General features: G+C 72.2%; 16 protein-coding genes. 9 read left to right on the top strand and 7 right to left on the bottom strand.

Annotation, left to right across the window (positions count from 1 at the left end; translation table 11 throughout):
- Nucleotides 1–4: 4 nt before the first annotated feature.
- Nucleotides 5–553, bottom strand: a complete 549-nt coding sequence (locus tag Nocox_RS12595; protein ID WP_020546081.1) for an OsmC family protein — start codon at nucleotides 551–553, stop codon at nucleotides 5–7.
- 79 nt (nucleotides 554–632) lie between these two features.
- Between Nocox_RS12595 and metX the strand changes: the two genes are divergently transcribed.
- The 4 genes from metX (at nucleotide 633) to Nocox_RS12575 (ending at nucleotide 4,031) form a co-directional block, all read left to right on the top strand.
- Nucleotides 633–1,856: a homoserine O-acetyltransferase MetX gene (gene metX, locus Nocox_RS12590; protein WP_020546080.1), complete on the top strand. Its 1,224-nt coding sequence runs from the start codon at nucleotides 633–635 to the stop codon at nucleotides 1,854–1,856.
- A 19-nt stretch (nucleotides 1,857–1,875) separates the two neighbouring features.
- Nucleotides 1,876–3,237: an O-acetylhomoserine aminocarboxypropyltransferase/cysteine synthase family protein gene (locus Nocox_RS12585; RefSeq protein WP_020546079.1), complete on the top strand. Its 1,362-nt coding sequence runs from the start codon at nucleotides 1,876–1,878 to the stop codon at nucleotides 3,235–3,237.
- Nucleotides 3,234–3,716 carry a CoA-binding protein gene (locus Nocox_RS12580; RefSeq protein WP_020546078.1) on the top strand — a complete coding sequence of 161 codons (483 nt, stop codon included), beginning with the start codon at nucleotides 3,234–3,236 and terminating at the stop codon, nucleotides 3,714–3,716. Before Nocox_RS12585 ends, Nocox_RS12580 begins: the two co-directional genes overlap by 4 nt.
- A 120-nt stretch (nucleotides 3,717–3,836) precedes the next feature.
- Nucleotides 3,837–4,031: a hypothetical protein gene (locus Nocox_RS12575; protein ID WP_143082087.1), complete on the top strand. Its 195-nt coding sequence runs from the start codon at nucleotides 3,837–3,839 to the stop codon at nucleotides 4,029–4,031.
- Nucleotides 4,032–4,534: 503 nt separating this feature from the next.
- On the opposite strand, the gene ligA is transcribed toward Nocox_RS12575, so the two are convergent.
- The 6 genes from ligA to Nocox_RS12545 form a co-directional block, all read right to left on the bottom strand.
- Nucleotides 4,535–6,664, bottom strand: coding sequence for an NAD-dependent DNA ligase LigA (ligA, locus tag Nocox_RS12570; protein WP_020546076.1), 2,130 nt, complete (start codon nucleotides 6,662–6,664; stop codon nucleotides 4,535–4,537).
- 448 nt (nucleotides 6,665–7,112) lie between these two features.
- Complete coding sequence (locus Nocox_RS12565) at nucleotides 7,113–7,538, bottom strand: hypothetical protein (protein ID WP_020546075.1); 426 nt, start codon at nucleotides 7,536–7,538, stop codon at nucleotides 7,113–7,115.
- 428 nt (nucleotides 7,539–7,966) lie between these two features.
- Complete coding sequence (locus Nocox_RS12560) at nucleotides 7,967–9,673, bottom strand: carbohydrate-binding protein (RefSeq protein ID WP_020546074.1); 1,707 nt, start codon at nucleotides 9,671–9,673, stop codon at nucleotides 7,967–7,969.
- A 165-nt stretch (nucleotides 9,674–9,838) separates the two neighbouring features.
- Nucleotides 9,839–10,861 carry a LacI family DNA-binding transcriptional regulator gene (locus Nocox_RS12555; protein ID WP_020546073.1) on the bottom strand — a complete coding sequence of 341 codons (1,023 nt, stop codon included), beginning with the start codon at nucleotides 10,859–10,861 and terminating at the stop codon, nucleotides 9,839–9,841.
- Between the two features lie 199 nt (nucleotides 10,862–11,060).
- A complete protein-coding gene (rraA, locus tag Nocox_RS12550; RefSeq protein WP_020546072.1) occupies nucleotides 11,061–11,531 on the bottom strand; it encodes a ribonuclease E activity regulator RraA in 471 nt (156 codons plus the stop codon).
- Nucleotides 11,532–11,822: 291 nt separating this feature from the next.
- Entirely contained in the window at nucleotides 11,823–12,704 is an 882-nt protein-coding gene (locus Nocox_RS12545) for a hydroxymethylglutaryl-CoA lyase (protein ID WP_020546071.1), read from the bottom strand.
- A gap of 73 nt (nucleotides 12,705–12,777) precedes the next feature.
- On the opposite strand from Nocox_RS12545, the gene Nocox_RS12540 reads away from it, so the two are divergent.
- The 5 genes from Nocox_RS12540 to Nocox_RS12520 are packed head-to-tail and all read left to right on the top strand — an operon-like array spanning nucleotide 12,778 to nucleotide 19,085.
- Nucleotides 12,778–13,410 (top strand): GntR family transcriptional regulator, encoded by a 633-nt coding sequence (locus Nocox_RS12540; RefSeq protein WP_020546070.1) that lies wholly within the window; start codon nucleotides 12,778–12,780, stop codon nucleotides 13,408–13,410.
- On the top strand, nucleotides 13,407–14,603 hold the full coding sequence (locus tag Nocox_RS12535) for a CaiB/BaiF CoA transferase family protein (RefSeq protein ID WP_020546069.1): 1,197 nt from the start codon (nucleotides 13,407–13,409) through the stop codon (nucleotides 14,601–14,603). The genes Nocox_RS12540 and Nocox_RS12535 overlap by 4 nt, the downstream gene beginning before the upstream one ends.
- 17 nt (nucleotides 14,604–14,620) lie before the next feature.
- A complete protein-coding gene (locus tag Nocox_RS12530; RefSeq protein WP_020546068.1) occupies nucleotides 14,621–16,639 on the top strand; it encodes a hydantoinase/oxoprolinase family protein in 2,019 nt (672 codons plus the stop codon).
- The gene (locus Nocox_RS12525; protein WP_211212783.1) at nucleotides 16,636–18,480 is read left to right on the top strand and encodes a hydantoinase B/oxoprolinase family protein; all 1,845 of its coding nucleotides are present in this window, start codon (nucleotides 16,636–16,638) and stop codon (nucleotides 18,478–18,480) included. The genes Nocox_RS12530 and Nocox_RS12525 overlap by 4 nt, the downstream gene beginning before the upstream one ends.
- A complete protein-coding gene (locus Nocox_RS12520) occupies nucleotides 18,477–19,085 on the top strand; it encodes an isochorismatase family protein (RefSeq protein WP_020546066.1) in 609 nt (202 codons plus the stop codon). The genes Nocox_RS12525 and Nocox_RS12520 overlap by 4 nt, the downstream gene beginning before the upstream one ends.
- Nucleotides 19,086–19,087 lie beyond the last annotated feature (2 nt).

Below are 19,087 nucleotides of genomic sequence, written 5' to 3'. Positions count from 1 at the left end.
GCCCTCAGGCGACTTCGACGGTGACGTTCGTCGGGTTCGTCAGGGCGTCGAACACCGCCGAACGCTTCTGCGACTGGGCCACCAGGGCCTCGATGTCCTGCCGCGAGGCGTCCGCGTCGATCTCGAACGTCACCTTGATGTCGTCGAAGCCGTTGCGTACGTCGCTGTCGGCACCGAGGATGCCGCGGATGTCGTGGGTGCCTTCGAGCCGCGCCTCGACCGAGCGGAGCTGGATGCCGCGGTTCTGGGCGACGGAGGCGACGCCGGCCGTCAGGCAGCTCGCCAGGCCGACGAGCAGGTACTCGATCGGCGTGATGCCGTTGTCCTCGGCCGCGAAGACCTCGGGGTGGTCGGCGTCGAACACCGCCTCGCTGCGGTGGGAGCGCTCCTCGCCGAGCCCGAAGAACTCCTTGACCGTCGTCGTGCTGTGCACGCCGTTGCGCCAGGTGGAGGAGGCCCGCCAGACGAACCGCGCGGCCTCGGGAGCGTCCTTCAGCGCCTCGCGCGCGTCCAGCAGCGCCTGCACGTTCACGCCGTTGGAGACCGTGGTCATAGCTTCCACCCTTCCCTAACTACCCGAAATTCCGGTAGGTATTTGACCATACACCGGGCGTGGCGGCTACCATAGCCGCATGTCGCAGCCAGCCAAAACGCTCGCGGCCGGCCGCCCCGGCGCCGCCGGTTCGGTGGGCGCCGTCGAGACCCGCCTCCTCGACCTCCCCCGGCCACTGCGGCTCGACTGCGGCCGCGAGCTGCATCAGGTCCGTGTGGCGTACGAGACCTACGGCATCCTGTCGCCCCGGCGCGACAACGTGATCCTGGTCTGCCACGCCCTCAGCGGCGACGCCCACGCGGCGGGCGTGTCCGCGGCGCCGGCCGAGGCGGGCACCCGCGACGGGTTCGGCGCCGAGGAGCGCGACGGCGCGGGCGGCAAGGCGCTCGGCTGGTGGGACGGCATGATCGGCCCCGGCAAGGCGTTCGACACCGACCGGTTCTTCGTCGTCTCCACGAACCTGCTCGGCGGCTGCCGCGGCACGACGGGGCCGTCCTCGGTGGACCCCGCGACGGGCCGGCCGTACGGGCCGGACTTCCCGGTCATCACGGTCGCGGACATGGTGCGGGCCCAGCGCGCGTTCCTGGACGCCCTCGGCATCGAACGGCTCGCCGCGGTCGCCGGCGGCTCGCTCGGCGGGATGCAGGCACTCGAATGGGCGGTGAGCTACCCCGGCCAGGTGGACGCCATCGTCGCCATCGCCAGCACGCACGCCCTCCACCCGCAAGGCGTGGCCTGGAACGCGATCGCCCGCGAGTCGATCCTGCGCGACCCGGCCTGGCAGGGCGGCCGCTACTACGGCACCGGCCGCGCCCCCGACGCCGGCATGGGCGTCGGGCGCATGGTCGGCCACATCACCTACCTGTCCGCGCCCGCGCTCGGTGAGAAGTTCGGCCGGCGGCTGCAGCACGCCGACGACCTCCGCTACACCATCACCGAGCCGGAGTTCGAGGTGGAGAGCTATCTGCGCCACCAGGCCGACACCTTCGTCAAGCGCTTCGACGCCAACACCTACCTCTACCTCTCCCGTGCCCTGACCTACTTCGACCTCGCCCGGCGGCACGGCGGCGGCTCGCTCGCGCGGGCGCTGGCCGGCGTCGAGGCGCGGACGCTGCTGATCGCCTTCAGCTCCGACTGGCTCTACCCGCCGTCGGCTTCCGAGGAGATCGAGCGGGCGCTGCGGGCCGCCGGCAAGCCGGTGTCGTACGAGCTGATCGAGGCGCCGTACGGACACGACTGCTTCCTGCTCGAAGAGGCGCGCCAGACCCCCATCATCCGCCGGTTCCTCGGCGGAGCCGGATGACAGCGACGAAGAGGTTCACGTGACCGACCAGTCCCCTCACGACCTTCCCCGCGACCTTCCCAGCGCCGAACAGGCTCGCGAGTTCGGCTTCGAGACCCGGCAGCTGCACGCCGGGCAGCGGCCCGACCCCAACACGGGCGCGCGGGCGGTGCCGATCTTCCAGACCACCAGCTACGTCTTCGAGGACCCCGAGTCCGCGGCGGCGTACTTCAACCTCCAGGAGTACGGGAACACGTACTCGCGGATCATGAACCCGACCGTCGCGGTGTTCGAGGAGCGGGTGGCCAACCTGGAGGGCGGCAGCGGCGCGGTGGCCTTCGCCAGCGGCATCGCCGCGCAGGCCGCCGCGCTCTTCACGCTGCTCCAGCCCGGCGACCACGTCGTGTCGTCCTCCGCGCTCTACGGCGGGACCGTCAACCAGCTCAAGCACCTGCTGCGCAAGATGAGCGTGGAGCTGACGTGGGTGGATCCTGACGACCCGGACGCCTGGCGGCAGGCGGTGCGGCCCACCACCAAGGCGTTCTTCGCCGAGACGATCGGCAATCCGGCCGGCAACGTGCTCGACATCGAGACCGTGGCGGCCGTCGCGCACGAGCACGACCTGCCGCTCATCGTGGACAACACGTTCGCGACCCCCTACCTGTGCCGGCCGATCGAGTGGGGCGCCGACATCGTGGTCCACTCGGCGACCAAGTTCATCGGCGGCCACGGCACCAGCATCGGCGGGGTGGTCGTCGAGGCGGGCACGTTCGACTGGTCCAACGGGCGCTTCCCGGTCATCGCCGATCCGTCGCCGGCCTACCACGGGCTGCGCTTCCACGAGACGTTCGGCGAGTACGGCTACCTGATGAAGCTGCGCGCCGAGACCCTGCGCGACCTCGGCGCGGCGCTGTCGCCGTTCAACGCCTTCCTGTTCCTGCAGGGCCTGGAGACGCTGTCGCTGCGGATGGACCGCCACGTCGAGAACGCGCGGGCGGTCGCCGCCTACCTCGACGGGCACGAGCTGGCCTCCAACGTGACCTACGCCGGCCTGCCGGGCGCCAAGTACGCGCCCCTGGTGGAGAAGTACCTCCCGCGCGGCGCGGGCGCGGTGTTCTCCTTCGACTGCGCGGGCGGCCGGGCCGGCGGGCAGGGCCTCATCGGCGGCCTGACGCTCTGGTCGCACCTGGCGAACGTCGGCGACGCCAAGAGCCTGGTCATCCACCCGGCCAGCACGACGCACCGCCAGCTCGGCGACGACGAGCTGCGGGCGGCCGGCGTCGGGCCGGGCACGGTGCGGCTGTCGGTCGGCACCGAGTCCGTCGCGGACCTCATCTGGGACCTGGAACAGGGCTTCGCCCGCGTCGGCGCGGCGATCGGCAAGAAGGCGGGGACGGCATGACCGAGCTCGGACGCTACCAGGACCCGCTGACGATCCAGCGGGTGCTCCACTCGACCAGGACGATCGCGATCGTCGGCCTGTCGGGCAACGAGCTGCGGGCCAGCCACTTCGTCGGCTACTACCTCAAGCGGCACGGCTACCGGGTGATCCCGGTCAACCCGCGCGAGAAGGAGATCCTCGGCGAGCCCAGCTACCCCAGCCTGCTCGACGTGCCCGTGCCGGTCGATCTGGTCAACGTCTTCCGCGCCCCCGACGCACTGCCGGACCTCGCGCGGGAGACCGTGTCGATCCGCGCCGCCGCCCTCTGGTGCCAGTTCGGCGTCATCAACGAGGAGGGTGCGCGGATCGCCGAGGACGGCGGCGTGACCGTGGTCATGGACCGCTGCCTCAAGGTGGAGCACGCGCGGTATGTGGGGCGGATGCACTGGCTCGGCTTCAACACCCGCCGCATCACCTCGGTCCGCTCCGGCCTCCAATAGCCGGAAGTTTCAAGAATCACACCCCGCAGATCATGATTATCAGTCTCGGCGGATGATTATCACGCTTGAACAATTCTCACATTGTTGCATGTCAGGGCGCCGGTACGGGACTGTCTCGTCATGACAAATGGCGACAAGGAAGAGGATGATCCTCCGAGCGTGGCGTACGAATTCGGACGGACGGTCCGGGACGCCCTGGAAAGCAAGGCCCGGACCGTCCGCTTGTGCCTCATACTCGCCGTTCTCGGAACGAGTATGACCATCCCGCTGTTCATCCTCCTGATCGCCCTCAGGACGGTTGCGGGCGGGAACTGAAAGCAGCCTCCCAAGAGGCAGGAGCGTCCTTTTGTCACCGGACGGAGGATCCTCCTCCTTTTGGGAGGCTTTTTCCACTCGGGGGGGGCGGCGGTCCGCCGGAGGCAGATAATCCTCTACCTGACCAGTCGAACACCGTATCGGGCGTCCACCGGCCTTTCGAGGAGCCGGTCATGGGGCCGGTCGATTACAGGCCCTGAAGGACGCCCTGCGCGGGGCGAAGGTGCGCGGCCGGCCTGCCGGCTTGAGCCGACGTCCGCGTTCCTGCCGACGCAGCGGAGCCGTACGGTGCGGGGCGCGTCCTCGCGGTCAACCCCGAGGACGGCTCGCCTCGCCCAGGATTGCCGACCTCGTCGAGGGCTCGTCCCGTCCTCCCTACGCCAAGTCGGAGGGAGGACGGGGTGCACCGGGCGCGGCGGGACAACCGTCCCCCCGTGCCGTCGACCACCCGAGCGGCGACTGCAGCGGGGGGCGGCGTGACGGCCGTCCCCGCGTGCCGTCGATCATCCGAGCGGCGACTCCAGCAGGGGGGCGACGAGGGCGGCGAACTCCTCCGGGGTGGTGATCGGTACGCCGAGCTGCTGGGCCTTGGTGTGTTTGGAGCCTGCCTTCCCCCCCGCCACCAGCAGGGACGTCCTGGCGGACACGCTGGAGGAGGCCTTGCCGCCGGCCCGCTCGATCAGCTCGTTGACCTCGTTGCGCGACAGCGCCGCGAGCGGCCCGGTCATCGTGCCGGTGACCACCACCGACATCGAGGCCAGCGGCAGCGCCGCCGTCGTCCCCGGGTCCGCTGCCTGCGCGTCCCCCGGCTGCTCGCCCGCCGCCGTCTTCCCGGCTTCCCCGGTGGGCGGGGTGGCGCCGGGCTCGGTCATGTTGACGCCCGCGCGGATGAGCTTGTCGATGAGCGGGGCGAGCTCGGCCAGCTCGTCCACCACCACCGGCGCCTTCTCCGGACCGATGCCGTCCACCTGCTGGATGGCGTCGGGGTCGGCGGCGCGGATCGCGTCCATGGTGGCGAAGTGGCGGGCGATGCGGCGGCTCATGGACCGGCCCGTGCCGCGTACGCCCAGCGCGCAGAACACCCGGCTGAGCGGCCGGCCCTTGGCCCGGTCGAGGGCGGCCAGGAGGTTGTCGGTGCTGGTGGCGCCCATGCGTTCGAGGCCGAGCAACTGCTCACGGGTCAGGAAGAACAGGTCGGCGAAGTCGGCGATGAGACCGGCGTCGAGGAGTTGCCTGATGCGGTTCTCGGCCAGGCCCTCGATGTCGAGCTGGTCGCGGCCGGCGGCGTAGACGATGGAGGCGATCGCGCGGCAGGCGCGCCCGCGCACGCAGCGCCACCGCTCCTGGGAGGCGTCGATCGCGTCGCCGCACGACGGGCAGACCTGGGGGATGTCGATGGGCCGCTCGTCGCCGGTGCGCAGGTGGACGACCGGCGCCTCGACGCGCGGGATGACGTCGCCCGCCTTGTAGACGGTGACGCTGTCGCCGATCATGAGGCCGCGGCGGGCGATGTCGGAGGCGTTGTGCAGGGTCGCGTACGTGACGAGGCTGCCGTCGAGCTCGACCGGCTGCAGCACGGCGCGCGGGGCGATGACGCCGGTGCGGCCCGTGTTCCACTCCACGGCCAGCAGCTTGGTGATCTTTTCTGTGGCGGGCAGCTTGTAGGCCACCGCCCAGCGCGGCGCGCGCGAGCTGAACCCCGCCTGCGCCTGGTCGGCGGCCAGATCGCACTTGATCACGATGCCGTCGATGCCGAACGGCAGCTCGGCCCGGACCGCCGCGATCTCGCCCACCCGCTCCTGGACGCGCTCCAGCGTGCCGGCGACGATGCCCGCGACCGGCGTGGCGGCCGTGGTCTGCACTCCTTGCGCGGCCACCCACTCCATGACCTGGCTGTGCGGCAGCTCGCGCAGGCGCGCGGCCTGCGCGGAGTCGTCGTCGGGCCGGGGCAGCGCGCCGTAGCCGAAGAAGGTCAGCTCGCAGACGTAGGGGCGGTCCTGCGCCCGCAGCGTGCCCGCCGCCGCGCTGCGCGGGTTGGCGAACGTGGTGCCGTCGTGCGCCCGCCGCTTGGCGCACGCCTCCTCGAACTGGGTGGTGGTCATCATGACCTCGCCGCGCAGCTCCACGGTGACCGGCTCGGCCAGCCGGTCGGGCAGGCCGACGACGGTGCCGATGGCGTGCGAGACGTCCTCCCCCGCGATCCCGTCGCCGCGTGTGACGAGCTGCGCGAGCCGGCCGCGGCGGTAGCGGGCCGAGATCGCCAGGCCGTCGAGCTTGGGCTCCACGCTCCACGCCGTCACCGGGCGGCCGAGTCGCCGCTCCAGCGAGGCCGCCCAGTCGGCGAGCTGCTCGGGGCCGAACACGTTGTCCAAACTCAGCATGGGCACCGTGTGCGGCACGTCGCCCACGACGGCCCCGCCCGCCACCTTGCCGGTGGGCGAGTCGGGCAGCACCTCGTCGGGGTGCTCCTCCTCGTAGGCGGCGATGCCGCGGACCAGCCGGTCGTAGGCGTCGTCGTCGAGCGTCGAGGTGCCGTCGGCGTAGTAGGCCGCGGCGGAGTCGACGGCGAGCCGGACGGCCTTGGCGTATGCCGTGGCGTCGGCCGGCGTGGTGAAGGGGGGCGTCTCGGTCATGGGGCCATCATGGCAACCGTCACCGACACTTCCTGGTCAGTCGGTTGAGGGCGGGCCGGGGGCTCGGTCGCGATGGCGCGAAGGCGTGTGAAGGCGCCTGAAGGCACGTGAAGGCGGATGAAGGGGGCAGGGCCCACAGGGGTGCAGGGCGTGCAGGACGTGCAGGTGGTGAGGAGAGGGTCGCACCGGCGGCGGTGCGACCCTCTCGATCTCTGTGGCGGTGATCAGATGTTGTGAGCGAGACGGCCGCGGCGTGGCCTGACTCGGCTCGATCGATCAGCTTGGTCGGTCGGCTTGGTCGGTCGTTCGACCGTTCGGTGTTCGACGGTCGTTCGGTCGGTCGGTTGAACGGTTGGTCGGCTTGGTCGGTTCGATGCTCGGGTCGGTTCGGTGGTCGGGTTGGTCGGTCGGCTTGGTTCGGCTTGGCTGCTTGGCGTTGATCGGTGGATCAGCGGGCTCCGCCGCCGCCTCCGCCGCCGCCACCGCCGCCGCCTCCGCCGCCGCCACCGCCGCCGCCACCGCCGCCGCCGCCACCGCCGCCGCCGCCTCCGCCGCCACCTCCGCCGCCGCCACCGCCGCCGGCCTGGTTGACGTTCTGGTTGTTGATGTCGACGTTGGCGCCGCCACCGCCACCGCCGCCACCACCGCCACCGCCACCGCCGCCGCCACCTCCGCCGCCGCCGCCGCGGATGGCACGGCACCGGGCCGGGTTGCGGTGGAACCTGCAGGGCTTCTCGGTGGTGAGGCTTTCCGTCGTCGTCGCGCGCTGGGCGGTGGGTTCGGCGGCAGAGGCCGGAGCCGAGGCCGCCACCGGGACGGCAAGGGCCGAAGCCGTCATCGCTGCGGCCGCGAGGAGGTTCTTGACGCTGGTCATGCCAGATCACCTTCCGCTGAGGTTGGATGGAGGGCCATTCCGGGTCCTGAGCGGACACCGGGTCTCGGCCCGAACGACTCCCACGCTAGGACGCCGCCCCAGCGTCCTTGATCCCGTCGCGGCAAAGGCTGGGCTGCCCTTATTTTGAGCGCGGTAGGAGTACGGTGAGGACCGTAAGACCCGGCATCACCAGGGCAAAAGGGCAGGCCAACGAGCGCCGGCGTTCGTCGAGGGATGCCGATGTCCTCCGCGCGATGCATCGTGACAGGAGGAGAAGCCGGTAAAGGGCCTCCGGCCACGGCGGCGGGACCGGAGGCCGCCGGGCTTTACGACCTGAAGGCGGCGGTAGAGCAGGCGGCCCGCTCCGGTTGCGCTTCCGTGACCGTCGCGGGCCGCCAGGGCCGGGCTCTCGCTGCCGCTGAGTAGCGTCAGATGAGCTGGATGTAGTCCAGCTCGGCGTATCCGGTGCCGCCCGCGAAGTACGGCGACCCCTTGGCCAGGCGGATGACGTTGTAGCCGGCCCGCAGGCTCACCGTGGTGCTGACCGTGGCGCCGAACTGGCCCCACGCGGAGGTCGGCGGGTAGCTGACCGTGGTCCAGGCGCCGCCGTTGTAGGCGAGGCCCTGGGTGGCGGTGGCGCCGGTGGCGTTCGCGTAGCCGATGGTCATCGTGTACGCGCGTGCGGCCGGCACGTTGACGACGAAGTCCACGTAACTGTCGGTGCGCGGGGTGCCGGAGTTGTCGATGCGGCCCACGTAGCCGCCGCCCGACGCGCTGGAGGAGGTCAGCCGCTGGGCGCGGAACACCGAGGCGTTCTCGGCCTCGTAGCGCTGCTGGTAGGCGGGGACGCCGGAGACCGGCTCGACGAGGAGCTGGTAGGCGCTGGTCGCGGCCATGTTCGGCACGGACACGCTGAGCTGGCCGTTGGTGACCGTACGGGTGGTCGTGGAGAGCGTGGTGGGGGCGGTCACGGCGGTGAAGCGGCCGCTGGACGGGGTGGACAGCAGCGTGACGCGGACGCTGGAGCCGAGCGCGCCGAGGCCGGTGAGGTTGACGGTGTTGGTGCCCGCCTCGTTGCCGAAGACGACGTTGACGGTCCTGCGGGTGGCGTCGTAGGCGGCGAAGCCGTCCAGGGCGGTCGAACTGGTGGTCGTGGTGACCATGGAGCCGGCCATGTCGCCGTACCACTTGTACAGCCACCACGTGCCGGTCGGCTGGGAGTTGTTGACGACGAGGCCGTTCATGGTGCCGTACTCGTACCAGAAGGCGCGGTGCGCGGACTCGACGCCGCCGCGTTCCAGTTTGGCCACGTAGCTGGCGATGCGGCCGGGGACGTCCACTTCGGCGGGGGCGGCGTACTCGTTGATGGACAGGCGGCGCGGGCTGATGCCGAGCGAGGACTCCAGGTTGCGGTAGTCGGCGATGTCGGCGGCGATCCTGCCGGGGTTGTCCAGTTCGTGCCAGCAGATGATGTCGGGCAGCGTGCCGGTGTCCCTGGCGCGGGTCAGGAACGCCTGCATCCACGAGCGGTTGTACGTGGCGGTGCTGGGGCCGACGATCGGCGTGAGCGGGTCGAGCGCCCGGACCGCCCGGTGCGTACGGACCCAGCCGTCGTTGAACGGGCCGGCGGCGGCGGTGTTCCAGGTGTAGTCGGGCTCGTTCCAGAGCTCCCAGCCGAGGACGTTCGTGACGGTGGTGGCGGCGAGCCTGGCCCTGACCATGGTGTCGACCTTGGCCAGCCAGTCGTTCCAGCTCACCCACCGGTAGGGGAAGTCGGGGTAGATGTCGGGCATGCGGATGTACTGGCCGGCGCCCACACGGTCGGCCTGCGGGGCGATCAGCAGGGAGTCGCCGCCGGGCGGCTGGCCGTTGGGGCGCTGGCCGACGCCGGGGGCGGGCTGGGTGAGCGAGTTCACCTTGAGCGGGAGGAGGGTGGAGTCGGCCGGGCGGGAGTTCTCCGCGAGGCCGTAGAGGCCGCCGGTGGCGGCGTGGGTGACGGGGCGGAACGGGCGGGCGACGTCGACGGTCAGCGTCGAGCCGGCCGCCGCGGCCGGTGCGGTGCCGGTCGTCACGGCGGCTGCCATGGCCACCAAGGGGACGACGAGGGCTGACGCGAGCACGCGGATGCGGGACATGAGCGGCACTCTCCTTCGTGGGTAAGGGGGACGACTCCTTCGGGGCGAACCGGGCGAACCGGGCGAACGGGGTGGTCGGGGCGGTGGGGCGGGCTGCTGGGTGGCGGTTGTGTTAGCGCTAACATTTCGTGGCGTGGCGGCGGCCGGGGGGGCTGCGGGGGGACATCAGCGGGAACGCGGGGGCGCGGTGCTGCCTCTGGAGACCAGCTCGGGCGAGATGAAACGCACCACGTACGGCTCCCTCCTGGCCGCCGGGGACTCCACACGGCGCACGAGCTGCCGCACCGCCATGGACCCGAGGCGGTCAGGCGCGCTCTCGACGAACGAGTAGGGCAGGGAGAACGTCGCCGCGAACTCCGCGGAGTAACGGCCGATGACCGACAGGTCCTCGGGCACCCGCCACCCCCTCTCGTAGGTGACCGAGGGCAGCGCCGCCGCGGCCGCCTCGTTGTTGATCAGCAGCCCGGTCGCCGCCGGCCAGGCGTCGAGCAGGCCGTGGAGCAGACGGCCCACGGCGGGCTGCCGGGACTCGCCGTAGACGGCGTGCAGGGTGACGCCGAGGCTGCGGGCGCGGCCGAGCGCGGCGTCGCGCAGCCGCCACACGTACGCGCCGCCCCGCTCGACCACGTGCTCCGGCTGCGAGACGAGGATGAGCTCGCGGTGGCCGAGCCGGTGGAGGTGGTCCACCATGACCCGCCCGGCCTCCTCGAAGTCGAGGTCGAACACGTCCAGCCCCGAGCAGTCGCCGGGCAGGCCCACCAGCGCGCCGGGCTGCGGGGCGGCGCGCAGGACGGGCAGCCGGGCGTCCTCCTGGGCGATGTTCATGAGGACGACGCCGTCGACCATGCGGGAGTCGGTGACCCGGCGCAGCGCCCGCACCCCGTCGGCCTCGGTGACCAGCAGCGTGTCGTAGCCCAGGTCGCGGGCGGTGTTCGTGACGCCGAGGATGTACTGCATCATGGCCGGGGCGAACTCGTCCTCGTGGAACTGGGCGAGCAGGCCGAGGACCTCGGTGCGGGCGGTGGCGAGGGCGCGGGCGCCGGCGTTCGGCGTGTACGCGAGCGCCTCGGCGGCGGCCAGCACGCGCCGGCGCACCTCCTCGGAGATGGGCCGCTTGCCCGACAGCGCGTACGACGCGGTGCTGCGGCTCACCCCGGCCTCCCTGGCCACGTCTCCGATCGTCGCCACGCCCACCCTCCTGGTTCGTCCCGTCGTCATCGAACCGGTTCGACGATCGGCGGTGCGGAGCAGGCCGGAATGGCACAAGGGGACCTGACAACAGCCGCCGGATCGGGCGAACCGGTTCAACGATGGTGGCTCGACTGTCACTCCCGCGCCGTGAGGCGTCAAGGGGCCTCACCGCCGGCGATACCGGATCGTGACCTCGTCAGGGGCGGGTGACGAGGATGCCGTCCTCGTCGGAGAAGAGCTCGGCCCCTGGATGGAAGACGGCGTCGCCGAAGGTGACCGGGACGTCGCGCTCGCCCGTGCCCTCCTTGGCGCTCTTGCGCGGGTTCGAGCCGAGCGCCTTGACGCCGAGGTCCAGGTCGCGGAGGGCGGCGACGTCGCGGACCGCGCCGTTGATCACCACGCCGGCCCAGCCGCTCGCCACCGCGATGCCCGCGATGACGTCGCCCAGGAGCGCGGCGCGCAGGGAGCCGCCGCCGTCCACGACCAGCACGCGCCCCTCGCCGGGCTCGGACAGCACCGACTTGAGCAGGGCGTTGTCCTCGTGGCAGCGGACGGTCGCGATCCGGCCGGAGAAGGCGCGGCGGCCGCCGTACTGGCGCAGTTGCAGGTGGCAGGAGTCGAGCTGGTCGCCGTGCTCGTCGTACAGGTCGGCGGTGACGATGGTCATGATCGCGTCCTTCCGTCGGCACGAACTCTACGGGGTGGCGCGGCACGGCACGCGAACGCCCCCGGCGGCCGACGGGCGGCCAGGGGCGTCCGGACGTTGGCGCTCCAGGCATCCCCGCTGGAGCGACGCCAGATTATCCGCTCAATGTCTGGTTTGTATAGGTTTTTTGTCAGACGCCCCGCACGGCGGACGCCCCGGCTGCCATGACAGCCAGGGCGTCCCGTGGGCACTCGATCCCAATGCCTTCATACCCACATAGTCCGCCTTATATACATATGTCCGATTCATTGGTCAGGGCGGCCAGGCGGCGACCCGGCCGAGCTGAGCCGGGACCTGCTTGCCCAGGCTCCGCCCGATCCCCAGCCCCGCCCCCGCCACGGCCGGCAGGGCGATGCCGGTGCTGACTCCCATCCGCTCCAGCAGGTAGACCAGGTCCTCGGTGGCGATGTTGCCGGTCGCCTCCGGCGCGAAGGGGCAGCCGCCGATGCCGCCCGCGCTGGCGTCCAGGGCCGCCGCCCCGGTCTCCATCGCGGCCACCGCGTTGGCGTACCCGGTGCTGCGGGTGTTGTGGAAGTGGAAGCGCAGCGGCGCGGCGGTGACCTCGCGCACCGCGGCGGTCAGGCGGCGGACGTCGGCCGGGGTGCCCACGCCGATCGTGTCCGCCAGCGCCACCTCCTGCGCCTCCGGGCAGCGCGCCACCAGCTCGGCCACCCGGCCGGGGTCCACCTCGCCCTCGAACGGGCAGCCGAAGGCCGCCCCCACGGTCAGCGTCACGCCGAGCCCGGCGGCGCGGGCCCGCGCGGCGACGGCCCCGAAGGTCTCCACCGCCCGCTCCACCGGCATGCCCTGGTTGCGCAGCGAGAACGTCTCGGTCGCCACGACCACGACGTTGACCTCGTCCACGCCGGTCTCCAGCGCCCGGTCCAGGCCGCGTTCGTTCAGCACCAGGCCCGCGTAGCGCAGGCCGGGCACGCGCGGCGCGCGGGCCATGACCCGCTCGGCGTCGGCCATCTGCGGCACGCGGCCGGGATGGACGAAGCTGACCGCCTCGATGCGGCGCACGCCCGCGGCCACCAACGCCTCCAGATACGTGATCTTGGCGTCGGTGGGCACCGGCACGGGCTCGTTCTGCAGGCCGTCCCGAGGGCCGACCTCGATGACTTCCAGCGTCATAATGTATGCAACCTCTTGCGTCTCGAACCGTCCCTGAGCCAAGATGCTGCCACCTGAGCGAGGAGATGTATACATGTCGGCCGTAGATGACCTCAGAAGCCTCATCCTGGGCGGCCAGTACGCCCCAGGAGACCGGCTGGCCGAGGTCGAGCTGGCCGAGGCACTCGGCGTCAGCCGCACCCCCGTGCGGGAGGCGTTGCGCCGGCTGGCCGCGGAAGGGCTGGTCGAGCTCATCGCCAACAAGGGCGCCAGGGTCGTCGAGTACCCCCGCGACGACCTGGAGTCGATCTTCGAGCTGAGGGCCAGGATCGAGGGGCTGGCCGCCCGCCAGGCGGCGCTCGCCGCCGCCCCGGAGGACGCCGACCGGCTGCACGCCATCGCCGTGGAGCTGCGCGAGCACGCCGACCGGGACGACCTCGACGCCGTCTACCGGCTCAACGCCGACTTCCACCAGGGCCTGGTCAGGCTCGGCGGCAGCACCCTGCTCGCCCAGCAGATCAGCATGCTCATCCACTCCCCCGTCCTGCTGCGCACCTACGGCGCGTTCGACAAGGAGGCGATGGACCGCAGCACCGGCCACCATCTCGAGATCGCGGCGGCCGTCCGCGCCGGCGACCCCGAGTGGGCGGAGGCGGTCATGCGGGCTCACCTGTTCTCGGCCCGCGCGTCGTTGCTGGGCCCTCGCCACCAGGAAGGGAAACGATGAGGGGACTGCCGCTCGGCGACGTCCGGGTCGTCGAACTCGGTCAGCTGCTGGCCGGGCCGTTCTGCGGCCAGTTGCTCGGCGACTTCGGCGCCGAGGTGATCAAGGTCGAGGATCCGCGCAAGGGCGACCCCATGCGCCAGTGGGGCAGGGAGAAGCCGCACGGCAAGTCCCTGTGGTGGCCGGTCGTGGCCCGCAACAAGAAGTCGGTGACCTGCGACCTGCGCACCCCCGAGGGCCAGGAGCTCGTCCGCCGTCTGGTCGCGAAGTCCGACGTGCTGCTGGAGAACTTCCGCCCCGGCACGCTGGAGCGCTGGGGCCTCGGCCCCGAGCGGCTGCACGAGCTCAACCCCCGGCTCGTCATCACGCGGGTGACCGGCTACGGCCAGACCGGCCCGTACGCCCCCCGCGCGGGATACGGCTCGATCGGCGAGGCCATGGGCGGCATCCGGTACGTCACCGGCGACCCGTCGCTGCCCCCGTCGCGGGCCGGCATCTCGCTGGGCGACTCGCTGGCCGCCACGTACGCCTGCCTCGGCACGCTGGTCGCGCTGCACGAGCGCGAGCGCAGCGGCCGCGGCCAGGTCGTCGACTCGGCGATCTACGAGTCGGTGCTGGCCATGATGGAGTCGCTGCTGCCGGAGTGGCAGCAGGCCGGCTACCAGCGGGAACGCACCGGCGCCGTGCTGCCGAACGTCTCACCCAGCAACGTCTACCCCACCGCGGACGGCGACAGCGTCCTCATCGCGGCCAACCAGGACAGCGTGTTCACGCGCCTGGCCGCCGTGATGGGCCGCCCGGAGCTGGCGGAGGACGAGCGCTACGCCACCCACGCCGCCCGCGGCGTGAACATGGCCGAGCTGGACTCCCTCATCGCGGCCTGGTCGGCGACGCTGCCCGCCCAGGACCTGCTCGACCTGCTGCACGCGGGAGGGGTGCCGGCCGGGCGGATCTACCGCGCGGCCGACATGTTCGCCGACCCGCACTTCGCCGCCCGCGAGGCCATCGTCCGCGTCCCGCACCCCGACTTCGGGGAGCTGGCCATGCAGAACGTCGCGCCGAAGCTGTCGGAGACCCCCGGCTCGGTCCGGTCCGCCGGACCGGAGCTGGGCCGGCACAACCACGAGATCTACCACGGCCTGCTCGGCCTCACCCCGGAGGAGACGGACCGCCTCTCGGCCGACGGGATCATCTAGCACCAAGGAGCGTCGCCATGCGTTACCGCCTCGGCGTGGACGTCGGAGGAACCTTCACCGACATCCTGCTCATCGACGAGCACTCCGGGCGCAGCTATCGCGCCAAAACCGCTTCGACCCCCCATGACCAGTCGATCGGCGTCCTCGCCGGTCTCGAGAAGGTGTGCGCCGAGGCGGGCGTCGAGCCCGCCGCGATCGGCGAGATCCTGCACGGCACCACGGTCGCCACGAACGCCGTCCTGGAGGGCAAGGGAGCCAGGGTCGGCCTGGTCACCACCGCCGGGTTCCGGCAGGTGCTGCAGATCGCCCGCTCCTACGTGCCCGGCGGCCTGGCCGGCTGGATCATCTGGCCCAAGCCCGAGCCGCTGGCCGCCCTGGAGGACACGATCGAGGCGGTCGAGCGGATCGCCGCCGACGGCTCGGTCGTCACCCCGCTCGACGAGGACGACCTGCGGCGCAAGCTGCGCGGCCTGCGCGGCGTCGAGGCGCTGGCCGTCTGCCTGCTCCACTCGTACGCCGACGACGCGCACGAGCGCCGGGTCGCCGAGCTCGCCGCCGAGGAGCTGCCCGGCGTGCCGGTCTCGATCTCCTCGGCGGTGCTGCCCGAGATGCGCGAGTACGAGCGCGCCATCACGACCGTGGCCAACGCCTACGTGCAGCCGCAGGTCGCCGGCTACGTCGACAACCTGGCGGCCAAGGCCGCGGCGGGCGGCGTGGACGGCCAGCTCTACGTGCTGCGCAGCGACGGCGGCCTGGCGTCGACGGCGGGCGCGGCGGAGAGCCCGGTCAACCTGCTGCTGTCCGGCCCGGCGGGCGGCGTGACCGGCGCCGCCTGGTTCGCCGGGCAGGCAGGGTTCCCCGACTTCCTCACCTTCGACATGGGCGGCACCTCCACGGACGTGGCGCTCGTGCAGGGGCTGCGCCCGCGGATCGGCCGCGAGACGCGGGTCGGCGACCTGGTGGTGCGCTCCGCGTCGGTGGACGTGCGCACGGTCGGCGCCGGCGGCGGCTCGATCGCGCACGTCCCCCCGCTGACCCGCGCGCTGCGGGTCGGGCCGCAGTCGGCGGGGGCCGTGCCCGGCCCGGCCGCCTACGGCCGCGGCGGCGAGGAGCCGACGGTGACCGACGCCAACGTGGTGCTCGGCTACCTGCCGGCCCGGCTGGCGGGCGGCGAGATCGAGCTCGACAGGGAACGCTCCCGGGCGGCGGTCGCGCGGCTGGCGGAGGCCATGGGCCTGCCGTCGGCGGAGGCCGCCGCCCAGGGGATCGTGGACATCGTCAACGAGAACATGTTCGGCGCGCTCCGGCTGGTCTCCGTCCAGCAGGGCTACGACCCGCGTGACTTCGCGCTGGTGGCCTTCGGCGGGGCGGGGCCGCTGCACGCCAACGCGCTGGGCCGGCTGACCGGCGCGTGGCCGGTCATCATCCCGCCGTCGCCCGGGGTGCTGTGCGCGTACGGCGACGCCACCACGAGCCTGCGCGACGAGGCCGCGCGCACCTACGTGCGGCGTTTCTCCCAGCTCACCGACACCGAGCTCAAGGAGCTGCTCGCCGAGCTCGCCGAGACCGCGACCCGTGGCCTCGACGCCGAGGTGGCCGAGGTCGGCTATCAGGTGGACGTCCGCTACCACGGCCAGGGCTTCGAGATCCCGATCACCGTCGGCCTGGACACCGGCCTGGAGGAGCTGGGCCGGCTGTTCGACGCCGAGCACGAGCGGCTGTTCTCCTTCCTGCTGAGCAACGAGCACGAGCTGGTCAGCGCCCGCGCCACGGTGAGCGGGCCCCGCCCCAACGTCCGGCCGGTCCGGCTGGAGCCGGCCACCGCCGACCCCGAACCCGTGGGCCGGCACGAGGTGTGGATCGACGGCGGCTGGACCACCGCCGCCGAGTACGACCGGGCGACGCTTCGCGCGGGATCGGTGATCACCGGCCCCGCGATCGTCGTCGAGATGGACTCCACCACGCTGATCCTGCCCGGGCACGCGGCGCGCGTGCACGACAGCGGCTGCCTGCTGATCCGCCCCCTGGAGGCATGATGGCCCAGATCATCGAGACCGCGACGGAGCCGCTCGCCCGCGTCGCCGTCGATCCCGTCACGCTCGACATCGTCGAGAACGCCCTGCGCAACGCCCGCCACGAGATGGACGAGGTGCTCTTCCGCACCGCGCTCTCGCCCGGCATCCGGGAGCAGCACGACGAGTTCCCGCTGATCGGCGACCCGTCGGGCCGCATGGTCGTCGGGCAGTTCGGGCTCTCCATCCCGGCCCTGCTCGACCGTTACGACGGGACGATCGAGGAGGGCGACGTGCTGCTCACCTCCGACCCGTACTCGTGCGACGGCGCGATCAGCCACGCCAACGACTGGCTGGTGGTCATGCCGATCTACGTGGACGGCCGGGTGGTCGGCTGGGCGTCGATGTTCGGTCACATGTCCGACGTCGGCGGCAAGACCGCCTGCTCGATGCCGACGGACGCGCGCACCATCTTCGAGGAGGGCGTGGTCATCCCGCCCGTCAAGCTGTACGCGAAGGGCGTGCTGAACGAGGACGTGCTGCGCGTCATCCTCAACCAGGTGCGCCAGCCCGACTGGAACCGCGCCGACCTCAACGGCATCGTGGCCGCCTGCCGCACCGCCTCGCGGCGCATCCAGGAGCTGTGCGCCCGCTTCGGCGCCGAGACCTACACCTCGGCGCTGGAGGCGCTGCTGAAGCGCAACTACGACGCCATGAAGGTGCTGCTCACCACGCTGTTCGAGGACGGCGAGACGCTCACCTTCAGCGACTACATCTGCGACGACGGGCGCGGGAACGGGCCCTACAAGCTGGTGCTGTCGCTGACGCGCACGGGCGAGAAGGTGCTGCTGGACTTCACCGGCAGCGCCCCGCAGGCCGAGGGGCCGATCAACTACTACATCAACGAGAACCTCGCCCGGATGTTCTTCGGCATCTACCTGATCACGGTGGCCGATCCGCAGATCCTCTGGAACGACGGCTTCTACCCGCTGGTGGACGTGCACATCCCCGAGGGCAGCTTCTGGAAGCCGCGCTACCCCGCCGCGCTGAACGGCCGCAACCACGGCATCGGGCGCATCTTCGACCTGTTCGGCGGGCTGCTCGGGCAGAAGACGCCCGACCTGCTGAACGCGGCGGGCTTCTCCTCCTCTCCGCACTTCATGTACGCGGGCGACGGCTTCCAGCTCTACTCGATCGGCTTCGGCGGCATCCCCGGCCGGCCGATCGGCGACGGGCCGGACGGGCACTCGCTGTGGCCGTCGTTCACGAACATCCCGTGCGAGTTCCTGGAGTCGTACTACCCGCTGCGGATCGAGCGGTGGGAGACGGTGGCCGACACCGGCGGCGCGGGCCTGCACCGGGGCGGCAACGGTGTGGACGTCGCCTACCGCTTCCTCGAACCCGGCACGATCGCCATCCACGATGACCGCTGGCTCACCTACCCGTGGGGCGTCAACGGCGGCGAGCCGGGGGCGCGCGGACGCAAGTGGATCGAGCGGGCCGGCGGTGGGACCGAGATCCTGCCGAGCAAGGTCCACGACGTGGAGGTGCGTCCCGGCGACGTGCTGCACTTCGTCACCTGGGGCGGCGGCGGGTGGGGCGACCCGCTGGCCCGCGATCCCGGCCTGGTGGGCCTGGAGGTGCGGCGCGGGCTGGTCACCGCCGAGGGCGCGCGCCGCTACGGCGTGGTGTGCGCCGAGGACGGCGCCGTGGACGAGGCGGCGACCGCCGCGCTGCGCGAACGGCTGAGGTCCGGGCGGGGCGAGCTGCCGGTGTTCGACATGGGGCCGCCCCTCGACGAGATCCTCGCCCGCTGCGAGGAGGAGACCGGCCTGCCGGCGCCGACGCCGCCGGTCCGCGTGTGAGCAGGCCGCACGAGGAGGTGTTCGGGCGCTCGCTGGAGTTCGGCGAGCGCCCGGCGCTCATCCTCGTCGATCTGATGCGGGCCTACTTCGAGCCGGGCGCGGAGCTCTACATGGGCTCGCGGGACTGCCTCGGCTCGGCGGCCCGGGTGCTGGCCGCCGCCCGCGCGGCCGGGACGCCGGTCGTGCACACGCGGGTGGCGTACGGGCCGGGCGGCGTGGACGGCGGCCTGTTCTTCCGCAAGGTCGCGCCGCTGCGGCACCTGGTCGGCGACGGGCCGCTCGGCGCGCTCATGCCCGAGGTCGCGCCCGCGCCGGACGAGCTGGTGATCGTCAAGCAGTACGCCAGCGCGTTCTTCGGCACCGCGCTCGCCGCCGCGCTGACCGCCTCGCGGGTGGACACGCTGGTCATCTGCGGGGTGTCGACCAGCGGCTGCGTGCGGGCGACGGCGGTGGACGCCGTCCAGCACGGGTTCGTGCCGATCGTGGTGAGGCAGGCCGTGGGCGACCGCGACCCCGGCCCGCACGAGGCGTCGCTGTTCGACATCCAGGCGAAGTACGGCGAGGTCTGGGACGAGGCCGCCACCGTCGCCCGCCTGCGCCGCTGAAC

The organism is Nonomuraea coxensis DSM 45129 (assembly GCF_019397265.1).
Lineage (GTDB): Bacteria > Actinomycetota > Actinomycetes > Streptosporangiales > Streptosporangiaceae > Nonomuraea > Nonomuraea coxensis.
Note: the sequence above shows the minus strand (reverse complement) of the source record. Positions and strands in the feature narration are given on the sequence as shown.